Here is an 11746-nt window from a genome sequence, read left to right as displayed (position 1 = left end):
ACAGGAGGGACAGGATGCCCGAATTGCAAGGCCAATGCATGTGCGGCGCAGTCACCGTGACCGCGACCCCCGCCCGCGACGCGCTGGGCGCCTGCCATTGCGACATGTGCCGCCGCTGGACCAGCAGCGCGCTGGTCACCTTTCCGGCGCAGCCGGGCTATGCGGCGCTGGGGCCGGTCAAGACCTTCACATCGTCGGACTGGGCCGAACGCGCCTTCTGCGAAGAATGCGGATCGGCCCTGTGGTACCGGATCACCCTGCCGGGCGAGATGCACGGCCAGACACAGATCGCGGCCGGCCTGTTCGACAACGCGGCCGGCAACACGCTGAAACTTGAACTCTACATCGACAAAAAGCCCGAGGGTTACGCGTTCGCAGGTGAACGCCGCCAGATGACCGAAGCCGAGGTCATGGCCATGTACGCCCCGTCGGAAGAAGGAGACAGCCAATGACGAAATTTGATGCCGATTGGGTTCGGGCCGAGGAAGCCAAACGCAAGTGGATGGCAGAAAATGGCCTGTATTCCGAGCAGGAAGAGCATTCCTCGTGCGGCGTCGGCCTGGTGGTTTCGGTCGACGGCAAGAAAAGCCGCAAGGTGGTCGAGGCCGGGATCAATGCGCTCAAGGCGATCTGGCACCGCGGCGCGGTGGACGCCGACGGCAAGACCGGCGACGGCGCGGGCATCCATGTGCAGATCCCGGCCCCCTTCTTCTATGACCAGATCCGCCGCACAGGGCACGAGCCCAAGATGGACGAGTTGATCGCCGTAGGGCAGGTGTTCCTGCCGCGCACCGATTTCGGCGCGCAGGAGCGCTGCCGGACCATCGTGGAGACCGAAGTTCTGCGGATGGGTTACTACATCTATGGCTGGCGCCACGTGCCGGTGGATGTCACCTGCCTGGGCGAAAAGGCCAACGCAACCCGGCCCGAGATCGAGCAGATCCTGATCTCGAACTCCAAGGGCGTTGACGAGGACACGTTCGAGCGCGAGCTGTACGTCATCCGCCGCCGGATCGAGAAAGCCGCCGCCGCCGCGGGGATTTCGGGTCTGTACCTGGCCTCGCTCAGCTGCCGGTCGATCATCTACAAGGGCATGATGCTGGCCGAGCAGGTCGCCGTGTTCTACCCCGATCTGATGGACGAGCGTTTCGAGTCGGCCTTTGCGATCTATCACCAGCGCTATTCCACCAACACCTTCCCGCAATGGTGGCTGGCGCAGCCGTTCCGCATGCTGGCCCACAACGGCGAGATCAACACGCTGAAGGGCAACATCAACTGGATGAAAAGCCACGAGATCCGCATGGCCTCGGCGACCTTCGGCGACTATGCCGAAGACATCAAACCGATCATTGCGGGCGGATCGTCGGATTCGGCGGCGCTGGATTCGGTGTTCGAGGTTCTGGTGCGCGCGGGTCGCTCGGCCCCGATGGCCAAGACGATGCTGGTGCCGGAAAGCTGGTCGAAACAGGCGGTGGAACTGCCGCAGGCCTGGCGCGACATGTATTCCTACTGCAACTCGGTGATGGAGCCGTGGGACGGCCCTGCCGCGCTGGCCATGACGGATGGGCGCTGGGTCTGCGCCGGGCTGGACCGCAACGGCCTGCGCCCGATGCGCTATGTCGTCACCGGCGACGGTCTGGTGATCGCCGGGTCCGAGGCAGGCATGGTCCCGATCGACGAGGCCAGCGTTAAGGAAAAAGGTGCGCTGGGTCCGGGCCAGATGCTGGCCGTCGACATGAAGAAGGGCAAGCTGTACCGCGACAAGCAGATCAAGGACAAGCTGGCCGCGGCCCTGCCGTTCGGCGAATGGGTCAGCAAGATCAACGATCTGGACGAAAAGCTGGCGGAGGTCGCCGAAAAGCCGCTGTTCACCGGTGAGGAACTGCGCAAGCGCCAGATCGCGGCGGGCTACACGGTCGAGGAACTGGAGCAGATCCTTGCACCGATGGCCGAGGATGGCAAAGAGGCGATTGCCTCGATGGGCGACGACACGCCCTCGGCGGTTCTGTCCAAACAGTACCGGCCGCTCAGCCATTTCTTCCGCCAGAATTTCAGCCAGGTGACCAACCCGCCCATCGACAGCCTGCGCGAATACCGTGTGATGTCGCTGAAGACGCGGTTCGGCAACCTCAAGAACGTGCTGGATGAGGACAGCAGCCAGACCGAGATCGTGGTGCTGGAAAGCCCCTTTGTCGGCAACGCCCAGTGGGAAGAACTGGTGGCGAATTTCGATGCGCCGCTGGCCGAGATCGACTGCACCTTCGAATCCGGCACCGGCGCGCTGAGTGCCGCGTTGGCCCGCATCCGCGCCGAGGCGGAGGAGGCCGTGCGTTCGGGCGCGGGTCACCTGGTGCTGACCGACCAGTTTTCCGGCCCCGGCAAAGTGGCGATGCCGATGATCCTGGCCACCAGCGCGGTGCATTCGCACTTGATCCGTCAGGGTCTGCGGACCTTCTGCTCGCTCAACGTGCGCTCGGCGGAATGCATCGACCCGCATTATTTCGCGGTGCTGATCGGCTGTGGCGCGACCGTGGTGAACGCCTATCTGGCCGAGGATTCGCTGGCCGACCGGATCGAACGCGGGTTGCTGGAAGGCAGCCTGACTGAAAACGTCGCGCGTTACCGCGAGGCGATCGACCAGGGCCTGCTGAAGATCATGGCCAAGATGGGCATCTCGGTGATCTCGTCCTATCGCGGCGGCCTGAATTTCGAAGCCGTGGGCCTGAGCCGCGCCATGGTGGCCGAATATTTCCCCGGCATGACCAGCCGGATTTCCGGCATCGGCGTCACCGGCATTCAGTCCAAGGCTGAAGGAATCCACGCCAAAGGCTGGGAGAGTGGCCTGGATGTTCTGCCTATCGGTGGCTTCTACAAGGCCCGCAAATCGGGTGAGACCCATGCGTGGGAAGCGACCTCGATGCACATGATGCAGATGGCCTGCAACCGCGCCTCGTACGAGCTGTGGAAGCAGTACTCGGCCAAGATGCAGGCCAACCCGCCGATCCATCTGCGCGATCTGATGGATTTCAAACCGCTGGGCAAGCCGATCCCGATCGAGGAGGTCGAGTCGATCACTTCGATCCGCAAGCGCTTTGTCACCCCGGGCATGTCGCTGGGTGCGCTCAGCCCCGAGGCGCACAAGACGCTGAACGTGGCGATGAACCGGATCGGTGCGAAATCCGACTCGGGTGAAGGTGGGGAAGATCCCGCTCACTTCGTGCCCGAGCCGAATGGCGACAACCCCTCGGCCAAGATCAAGCAGGTGGCCTCGGGCCGGTTCGGCGTGACCGCCGAATACCTCAACCAGTGCGAAGAGCTGGAAATCAAGGTGGCCCAGGGTGCCAAGCCCGGCGAGGGCGGCCAGTTGCCCGGCATGAAGGTCACCGATCTGATCGCGCGCCTGCGCCACTCGACCAAGGGCGTGACGCTGATCTCGCCGCCTCCGCACCACGACATCTACTCGATCGAGGATCTGGCGCAGCTGATCTATGACCTCAAGCAGATCAACCCGCGCGCCAAGGTGACGGTGAAACTGGTGGCGTCCTCGGGCGTGGGCACGATCGCCGCCGGGGTGGCCAAGGCCAAGGCCGACATCATCCTGATCTCGGGCCACAATGGCGGCACCGGGGCATCCCCCGCGACCAGCATCAAATATGCCGGCCTGCCGTGGGAAATGGGCCTGACCGAGGCGCATCAGGTTCTGGCGATGAACAACCTGCGCGACCGGGTAACCCTGCGGACCGATGGCGGCTTGCGCACCGGGCGCGACATCGTCATGGCGGCGATGATGGGGGCCGAGGAGTACGGCATCGGCACCGCCGCCCTGATCGCGATGGGTTGCATCATGGTGCGCCAGTGCCAGTCAAATACCTGCCCGGTGGGCGTATGTACGCAGGATGAATCCCTGCGCGCCAAGTTCACCGGCAATGCCGACAAGGTGGTGAACCTGATCACCTTCTACGCACAGGAAGTGCGCGAGATCCTGGCCAGCCTCGGCGCACGGTCGGTCGACGAAATCATCGGCCGGGCCGATCTGCTGGCGCAGGTCAGCCGCGGGTCGGCGCATCTGGACGATCTGGACCTGAATCCGCTGCTGATCACCGTCGATGGCGCGCAAAACATCGTCTATGACCGTGACAAGCCCCGCAACGCGGTGCCTGATACGCTGGACTCTGAAATCGTGCGCGACGCTGCGCGGTTCCTGAAGGATGGCGAGAAGATGCAGCTGTCTTATGCCGTGCAGAACACGCACCGGACGGTGGGCACCCGCGTGTCCAGCCACATCGTGCAGAACTTTGGCATGCGCAACACGTTCCAGCCGGACCACCTGCATGTGAAACTGCAAGGCTCGGCCGGCCAGTCGTTGGGCGCCTTCGCCGCGCCGGGGCTCAAACTGGAAGTGTCGGGTGACGCCAACGACTATGTGGGCAAGGGCCTTTCGGGCGGCACCATCGTCGTGCGTCCGCCGCAGGTCAGCCCGTTGCAGGCCGACCGGAATACGATCATCGGCAACACGGTCCTGTACGGCGCGACCGACGGGTACCTGTTCGCGGCTGGCCGTGCTGGGGAACGCTTTGCCGTGCGCAACTCGGGTGCCACCGTGGTGGTCGAGGGCTGCGGCTCCAACGGGTGTGAGTACATGACCGGCGGCGTTGCGGTGATTCTTGGTGACATCGGTGCGAACTTTGGCGCGGGGATGACGGGCGGCATGGCCTATCTGTACGACCCCGAAGGCAAGGCGCAGTTGCTGATGAACATGGAAACCCTGGTGACCTGCCCCGTAACGGTCGAGCATTGGGAGACCCAGCTGAAGTCGCTGATCGAGCGTCACGCCGCAGAAACCGGCAGCCGCAAGGCCGCCGATATCCTGCAGCACTGGGATGTCGAGCTGTCGAACTTCCTGCAGGTCTGCCCGAAGGAAATGCTGAACAAACTCAGCCACCCGCTGAGCCACGAGGCAGCGGCGGTTCCGGCCGAGTAAGGCCGCCTGTGAAACCTGCCCCGCGTGTTTGAAAAGACACGCGGGGTTTTCGTTTTGTGCCCTCCCGTTTCCGGATTTCTTGAAAAAACATTGCGTGTCGCTAGGCCTGTACACGGAAAGTTTGGAAATTTCGCCAATGCTTCCGCTTGCCGCCAATTTCGCCAGGGAGTCGTCGCATGCCCACGACCTATCTTGACCAGTTCTTTGCCATGGATCCGGCCAGCCCGCCGGCAACGGGGACCCTTCTGACGGTTGAGAAGTACAATCTGGTCGACCAGAACGACGATGGCGACATCGACAGTTCCGACAATGACTCGGTCAACGGCATTGATGTCACCCGATCCTGGCCGGGCGACACGGTGACGATCAACGTGTCCGGTGTGGGAAACGTCACCTACACGGGAATCACCTTCTATCTGGCTGATGGCAGCCGCGTGTTCACCCCGACGGACGGTCAGGTGCTGCAAGAGGGGACGCTAGTCTCGACGACTTTCGTCAATACCGAAGGTCCCTTGGTGGTTCCGGGTGAGCTTGGGCCGCCGTGTTTTTCTGCCGGAACAATGATAAAGACACCCGATGGATTGCGCCGCGTCGAGGATCTGCAGGCCGGTGACCTGGTCACGACGGTTGACAATGGTGCGCGGGCCCTGATCTGGGTCGGCAGAACCACCGTCGCGGCCGAGGGCAACGCCGCACCGATCCGCTTTGCCGCAGGGGTTCTGGGGCTGGACCGTGACACTCTGTTCTCGCCGCAACACCGGATGCTGATCGACGATTGGCGCGCGGCTTATTTCTACGGCCACCCCGAGGTTTTGGTTGCCGCACATTCCCTGGTCAACGGCACGACGGTGACCAGGGTCGAAGGCGGCGAGATCGAGTATTTCCACCTGTTGTTCGACCAGCATGAGATCGTGATCGCCAATGGCGCCAAAAGCGAAAGCTACTATCCCGGCCACGCCGTTACGCGGTCTGACCGGGAAACCCAGGCCGAGCTGTTGCGCCTGTTCCCGCAGTTGGCAGCGGCGGAAGATGGTGGTCCGAAAACCGCCCGTCCGGTGGTGCGCCCGCGCGAAGGGCGGCTGATCGCGTCATAATTCCGTTCCAAATACCGGTGCTGCGGCGTATAGCAGGAACATGGCGAAGAAAGCAGCGCGCAAATCCCGCGGTAAGTCCAAAAAGGCAACCCAGTCTCGGAAAACGGAATCGCTCATCGTTCGGATTCGGCGGTGGGTACTGCGTGTCATCGGTGCCCTGGCCGCGGCGTTCGTGGCGCTTGTTTTGCTTTACACCGTGGTCAACCCGCCGATCACCCATACGATCTGGTCCGAGTGGCGCCGCCTCGGCAAGGTGGACCGGGAATGGGTCGCGATCGAGGATATGTCTCCGGTCATGGCCCGGTCGGTCGTTGCGGCCGAGGATGCGAATTTCTGCCTGCATTGGGGCTTTGACGTGAACGCGATCCGCGATGCGCTTGAGGATGGTGGCAACCGCGGGGCGTCGACCATTTCTCAGCAGGTGGTCAAGAATGTCTTTCTGTGGCAGGGGCGCAGTTGGGTGCGCAAGGCGCTTGAGACCTCCATGACCCCGGTCGTCGAAATCTTCTGGAGCAAAAAGCGCATACTCGAGGTGTATCTGAACGTGGCAGAGACCGGTGAGGGACTGTTCGGGATCGAGGCGGCCGCCCGCAAGAATTTTGGTGTCAGTTCCGCCCAGCTCAGCCCGGTGCAGGCGGCGCGGCTGGCGGCAATCCTTCCGTCACCGCGAAACCGTTCGGTCACGGACCCGTCGGTTTACACCCGCAGACGAGCCGCCGCGATCCGCGATGGAGCGGCCACCATCCGCGCAGATGGTCGCGCAGATTGCTTCGAGGATTGAAACTTCTGCCCGTCAGCGGCTATTGCTGAGCGGTACTCAATTGGTTCGAATGGATCCACATGGCGCGTTTGTTTCACGTTCCCCTGTCCCCCTTTTGTCGAAAAGTCCGCCTGTCACTGGCGGAAAAGAAGATCGAAGTCGAATTGGTCGAGGAAAAGTACTGGGAAAAAACCCCGGACTTCTTGCGCAGAAACCCTGCGGCCAAGGTCCCGGTTCTGCGGCTGGATGGCCGGGTTATGTCAGAAAGCGCGGCGATCTGCGAATATATCGAAGAGACGCGGCCGGAACCGGCTTTGATGCCGAAAACTCCGGAAGCCCGGTTCGAGGTGCGCCGTCTAGTCAGTTGGTTTGATGACAAATTCCACCATGAGGTGACATCCAAGCTGCTGTACGAGCGGGTGAACAAGAAAGTGACCGGGCAGGGCTATCCCGACAGCAAGAACGTCAAGGAAGGCGCGCGGGCGATCAAGTTCCACCTGGACTACATGGCTTGGCTGCTGGATCAGCGGCGCTGGCTGGCCGGAGATCAGATGACATTGGCCGATTTCGCGGCTGCCGCGCACTTGTCGTCGCTGGATTACATTTCGGATGTGGATTGGAACCGCAGCCAGGTGGTCAAGGACTGGTACGCCAAGATCAAGTCACGTCCGGCCTTCCGGTCGATCCTGGCGGATCAGGTGCCCGGCTTCCGCCCGCCCGCCCATTACGCCGACCTGGATTTCTGATAGGTTGGGGCAGGGGCTGTCTGCCCCCTCTTGGCCCGTTGGGCCAATTCACCCCCGAGGATATTTTGGGCCAGATGAACAGCGCGACGGCATTGAAGGACAGGTTGGTGGCGCAGGCCCGGGCCGAGGGGTTCGTGTCGTGCCGGATCTGCCGACCCTGGGACGTGCCGGAAGTGCCTGCGCGGTTGGCCGCCTTTCTGGCGGCGGGCTATCACGGGCAGATGAGTTGGATGGCCGAGCGGACCCATTGGCGGGGGGATCCGGCGGAGCTGTGGCCCGAGGCGCGCTCTGTCATCATGCTGGCCGAGAGTTACACGCCGGATCATGATCCGACCGAGGTTCTGGGGCGACCCGATCGCGGGGCGATATCGGTCTATGCGCAGAACCGGGATTACCACGATCTGGTCAAGAAGCGGCTGAAGCGGCTGGCCCGGTGGCTGATTGCCGAGGCCGGAGGCGAGGTGAAGGTGTTCGTTGATACCGCGCCGGTGCCCGAGAAGGCCTTGGGCCATGCGGCCGGGTTGGGCTGGCAGGGCAAACACACCAATCTGGTCAGCCGGGAGTGGGGCAATTGGGCCTTTTTAGGGTCTGTTTTTACCACTCTGGACCTGCCGACGGACCCGCCGGAAGTCGATCATTGCGGGTCGTGTCGGGCCTGTCTGGATGCCTGCCCCACGGATGCTTTCCCGGCGCCCTATCAGTTGGATGCGCGGCGTTGCATTTCCTATCTGACCATCGAGCACAAGGGGCCGGTGGATCAGGAGTTGCGGGGCAAGCTGGGCAACCGCATCTACGGTTGTGATGATTGCCTGGCCGCCTGCCCGTGGAACAAGTTCGCGGTGGCGGCCAGCGACATCCGCTATGCCGCGCGCCAAGACCTGATGGCGCCGCCGCTGGCGGAACTGGCCGGGTTGGACGATGCGGCGTTCCGGACCAGATTCTCGGGTTCTCCGATCAAGCGGATCGGGCGCGACCGGTTCGTGCGCAACGTATTGTACGCCATCGGCAATTCCGGGTCGGCGGAGTTGATTTCGGTCGCGCAGGCGCTGACCGAGGATCCCGACCCTACGGTGGCGGACGCGGCGCGCTGGGCGGTCGAACAACTGTCGTGAATGCCGCAAACAGGCTGGACGCGTCGGTTCAAACCGCTACACCCGTGACTGCGAACAGGATGGAGATCCCGATGGCGTTGGCTTTGGGCGTGGATACCGGTGGAACCTACACCGATGCGGTGCTGATCCGGGACGAGGAAGAGGTGATCGCCTCGGCCAAGTCCCTGACCACACGCGAGGATCTGGCGATCGGCGTCGGGCGGGCGATCCGGGCGGTGCTGGACCAGGCGCAGGTCGCGCCCGTTCAGATCTCGATGGCGTCGCTGTCGACGACGCTGGCCACGAACGCGCTGGTCGAGGGGCAGGGCGGGCGCGTTGCGCTGATCTATGTCGGGTTTCGGGACGGCGATCTGGACAGGCATGGGCTGCGCGATGCGCTGAAGGGTGACCCGGCGCTGGTGATCTCGGGTGGGCACAGCCATGCCGGGGCTGAGGCCGCGCCTTTGGATACAGGGGCGTTGACCGAATTTCTGGACCAGCAGTCCGGGATTTCCGGGTTCGCGGTTGCGGCCCAGTTTGCCACGCGCAATCCCGCGCATGAGCTTGAGGTCGCGCGGATCATCACTGAGAAAACCGGCGCGCCGGTGACCTGCTCGCATCAGTTGTCGGCCAAGCTGAATGGGCCGAAACGTGCGGTGACGGCGGTGCTGAATGCACGTCTGATCGGAATGATCGACCGTCTGATCGGCCGGGCGCAGGATGTTCTGCTCGAGCTGGGCGTCGACGCGCCGATGATGGTGGTGCGCGGGGATGGCGCCTTGATGAGCGCCGAGCAGGCGCGGGAGCGGCCGATCGAAACGATTCTCAGCGGTCCGGCGGCCTCGATCGTGGGGGCGCGCTGGCTGACCGGAGTTCAGGACGCACTGGTATCGGATATCGGAGGGACGACGACCGATGTGGCGCTGATCCGCGATGGAAAGCCGGCGATCGACCCGGCGGGCGCCCGGGTTGGCGGGTTCCGCACCATGGTCGAGGCGGTGGCGATGCGCACCCATGGTCTGGGCGGTGACAGCCAGGTGCATGTGGTGACGGAGGGCCTGCGCGGCGGTGTGTTCCTGGGTCCGCGCCGGGTGCTGCCGGTGTCGCTGATCGCGGCTGAGGCGCCCGGGGTGGTCCATGCCGCGCTGGACGAGCAGTTGCGCGCGACCACGGTGGGCGAGCACGACACCCGTTTCGCCCGCCGCGTGCCCGGCATCCACGCCGAGGGTCTGGGCCCGCGCGAGGCGGGGCTGCTGGAGCGGCTGGGGGACAAGGTTATGTCCCTGAGCGCCCTGTTGCGCACCCGGATGGAAAACGGTGCTCTGACCCGGCTGGTGGATCGCGGGATCGTTCAGGTTTCGGGGGTGACGCCGTCGGATGCCAGCCACGTTTTGGGGCGCCTGTCCGATTGGGATGCCGATGCCGCGCGCAAGGCGCTAGAGTTGATTGCGCGCCGTCGTGTGGGGTCGGGCGACCGGCTGGCGGGCTCGGCCGATGAGCTGGCCGGGATGATCGTGGATCAGTTGACCGAGCAGACCGTTTTAACCTTGTTAGAGACTGCTTTTGCGGAAGAGGCCGAGGCGTTCGGCCTGCCGCCCGAGGATCTGGCGCGCCATGTGCTGACGCGGCGGGGCTTGCGCGGGCATCGCGGTCTGCTGGCGTTGGACACGAGGCTGAACGTGGATGTGGTCGGGCTGGGAGCCTCGGCGCCGAGCTATTACCCGGCGGTCGGCGAGCGGCTGCGCTGCACCATGGTGCTGCCCGACCATGCCGGGGTGGCCAACGCGATCGGGGCCGTCGTGGGGCGGCTGACCATGCGGCGGGCGGGCACGGTGACCGCCCCGTCCGGAGGCCGGTACCGCGTGCATCTGAACGACGGGCCGCAGGATTTCCCCGAACCCGAACCCGCGTTGGACCTGCTGGAGGCCGAACTGCGGCGCGAAACCGAAAGCGCCGTGCGCGAAGCCGGGGCCGAGGATATCCGCGTGATCGTCAACCGTGACATCCGCACCGCCCGGATCGAAGGCAAGGATGTCTTCGTCGAGGCGATGCTGACCGTCGAAGCCAGCGGCCGCCCGCGGGTGGCCGTCGGCTGACCTTTATTCGGCGGCGCTGCTGCGTTTGGGCAGAACCCAGTCCGGGCGCGGGAAGTGGCAGGTATAGCCGTTGGGGATACGCTGAAGGTAGTCCTGATGCTCGGGCTCGGCCTCCCAGAAATTGCCGACGGGTTCGACCTCGGTCACGACCTTGCCGGGCCACAGCCCGCTGGCATCCACATCGGCGATCGTGTCCAGCGCGATCTGTTTCTGCGTCTCGTCGCAGTAATAGATGGCCGAGCGATAGCTCATGCCGATGTCATTGCCCTGGCGGTTCACGGTGGTCGGGTCGTGGATCTGGAAGAAGAACTCGAGCAGATCGCGATAGGTGATCTGCGCGGGGTCGAACCAGATCTCGATCCCTTCGGCATGGGTGCCGTGGTTGCGATAGGTCGCGTTGGGCACGTCACCGCCGGTATATCCGACGCGGGTGCGCAAAACGCCGGGCAGCTTGCGGATCAGGTCCTGCATGCCCCAGAAGCAGCCTCCGGCCAGAACGGCGCGGTGTTCGGTCATTTCGGGTCCTCCACTTGATCGAGGTATTCGCCATAGCCCTCGGCCTCCATGTCGTCACGATGGACGAACCGCAGCGCGGCGGAGTTGATGCAGTAACGTAGCCCACCCTGATCCAGCGGACCATCGGGAAACACATGGCCCAGGTGGCTGTCGCCGTGTTTCGAGCGGACCTCGGTCCGGATCATGCCCAGCGAGCGGTCCTCCAGCTCGGTGACGTGGTCATGCACGATGGGTTTGGTGAAGCTGGGCCAGCCGCAGCCCGATTCGTATTTGTGGGTCGAGGCGAATAGCGGCTCGCCCGATACGATATCCACGTAGATGCCGGGTTCCTTGTTGTTCAGGTGTTTTCCGGTGCCGGGGCGTTCGGTCCCGTTGCGCTGGGTGACGTGGAATTCCTCGGGCGACAGGGCCGCGACAACCGATGGATCTTTGGTATATTTGGGCATGGGTCCTCCGGCATTG

At 63.9% G+C, this 11746-nt stretch carries 9 protein-coding genes; 7 read left to right on the top strand and 2 right to left on the bottom strand.

What is annotated here, in order from left to right; all coding sequences use genetic code 11:
- The first annotated feature begins 14 nt into the window (after positions 1 to 14).
- The 7 genes from ACR0IR_RS18555 (at position 15) to ACR0IR_RS18525 (ending at position 10768) form a co-directional block, all read left to right on the top strand.
- On the top strand, positions 15 to 452 hold the full coding sequence (locus ACR0IR_RS18555; RefSeq protein WP_005979708.1) for a GFA family protein: 438 nt from the start codon (positions 15 to 17) through the stop codon (positions 450 to 452).
- Positions 449 to 4981 carry a glutamate synthase large subunit gene (gene gltB, locus ACR0IR_RS18550; protein ID WP_170363908.1) on the top strand — a complete coding sequence of 1511 codons (4533 nt, stop codon included), beginning with the start codon at positions 449 to 451 and terminating at the stop codon, positions 4979 to 4981. The genes ACR0IR_RS18555 and gltB overlap by 4 nt, the downstream gene beginning before the upstream one ends.
- Positions 4982 to 5157: 176 nt before the next feature.
- The gene (locus ACR0IR_RS18545; protein WP_170363907.1) at positions 5158 to 6075 is read left to right on the top strand and encodes a Hint domain-containing protein; all 918 of its coding nucleotides are present in this window, start codon (positions 5158 to 5160) and stop codon (positions 6073 to 6075) included.
- A 40-nt stretch (positions 6076 to 6115) separates the two neighbouring features.
- On the top strand, positions 6116 to 6856 hold the full coding sequence (gene mtgA, locus ACR0IR_RS18540) for a monofunctional biosynthetic peptidoglycan transglycosylase (protein WP_170363906.1): 741 nt from the start codon (positions 6116 to 6118) through the stop codon (positions 6854 to 6856).
- 59 nt (positions 6857 to 6915) lie between these two features.
- The gene (fzlA, locus tag ACR0IR_RS18535; protein WP_170363905.1) at positions 6916 to 7581 is read left to right on the top strand and encodes an FtsZ-binding protein FzlA; all 666 of its coding nucleotides are present in this window, start codon (positions 6916 to 6918) and stop codon (positions 7579 to 7581) included.
- Between the two features lie 74 nt (positions 7582 to 7655).
- Positions 7656 to 8693: a tRNA epoxyqueuosine(34) reductase QueG gene (gene queG, locus ACR0IR_RS18530; RefSeq protein WP_170363904.1), complete on the top strand. Its 1038-nt coding sequence runs from the start codon at positions 7656 to 7658 to the stop codon at positions 8691 to 8693.
- Positions 8694 to 8764: 71 nt separating this feature from the next.
- Positions 8765 to 10768: a hydantoinase/oxoprolinase family protein gene (locus tag ACR0IR_RS18525; protein WP_170363903.1), complete on the top strand. Its 2004-nt coding sequence runs from the start codon at positions 8765 to 8767 to the stop codon at positions 10766 to 10768.
- A gap of 3 nt (positions 10769 to 10771) precedes the next feature.
- Here ACR0IR_RS18525 and msrA read toward each other — a convergent pair whose 3' ends face one another.
- Both msrA and msrB read right to left on the bottom strand, forming a co-directional pair.
- Positions 10772 to 11284, bottom strand: coding sequence for a peptide-methionine (S)-S-oxide reductase MsrA (msrA, locus tag ACR0IR_RS18520; protein WP_170363902.1), 513 nt, complete (start codon positions 11282 to 11284; stop codon positions 10772 to 10774).
- Entirely contained in the window at positions 11281 to 11730 is a 450-nt protein-coding gene (gene msrB / locus ACR0IR_RS18515; RefSeq protein WP_170360999.1) for a peptide-methionine (R)-S-oxide reductase MsrB, read from the bottom strand. The genes msrA and msrB overlap by 4 nt, the downstream gene beginning before the upstream one ends.
- Positions 11731 to 11746 lie beyond the last annotated feature (16 nt).

The organism is Ruegeria sp. CF2 (assembly GCF_056537385.1).
The sequence above is the reverse complement of the archived record's forward strand: the minus strand, read 5'-3'. Positions and strand labels throughout refer to the sequence as shown.

What these genes read in the sequence shown, in the direction of transcription:
- ACR0IR_RS18545 (WP_170363907.1), top strand. Translation starts at nt 5,158, where the DNA reads ATGCCCACGACCTATCTTGACCAGTTCTTTGCCATGGATCCGGCCAGC.
- ACR0IR_RS18525 (WP_170363903.1), top strand. Translation starts at nt 8,765, where the DNA reads ATGGCGTTGGCTTTGGGCGTGGATACCGGTGGAACCTACACCGATGCG.
- queG (WP_170363904.1), top strand. Translation starts at nt 7,656, where the DNA reads ATGAACAGCGCGACGGCATTGAAGGACAGGTTGGTGGCGCAGGCCCGG.
- msrA (WP_170363902.1), bottom strand. Translation starts at nt 11,284, where the DNA reads ATGACCGAACACCGCGCCGTTCTGGCCGGAGGCTGCTTCTGGGGCATG.
- fzlA (WP_170363905.1), top strand. Translation starts at nt 6,916, where the DNA reads ATGGCGCGTTTGTTTCACGTTCCCCTGTCCCCCTTTTGTCGAAAAGTC.
- ACR0IR_RS18555 (WP_005979708.1), top strand. Translation starts at nt 15, where the DNA reads ATGCCCGAATTGCAAGGCCAATGCATGTGCGGCGCAGTCACCGTGACC.
- gltB (WP_170363908.1), top strand. Translation starts at nt 449, where the DNA reads ATGACGAAATTTGATGCCGATTGGGTTCGGGCCGAGGAAGCCAAACGC.
- mtgA (WP_170363906.1), top strand. Translation starts at nt 6,116, where the DNA reads ATGGCGAAGAAAGCAGCGCGCAAATCCCGCGGTAAGTCCAAAAAGGCA.
- msrB (WP_170360999.1), bottom strand. Translation starts at nt 11,730, where the DNA reads ATGCCCAAATATACCAAAGATCCATCGGTTGTCGCGGCCCTGTCGCCC.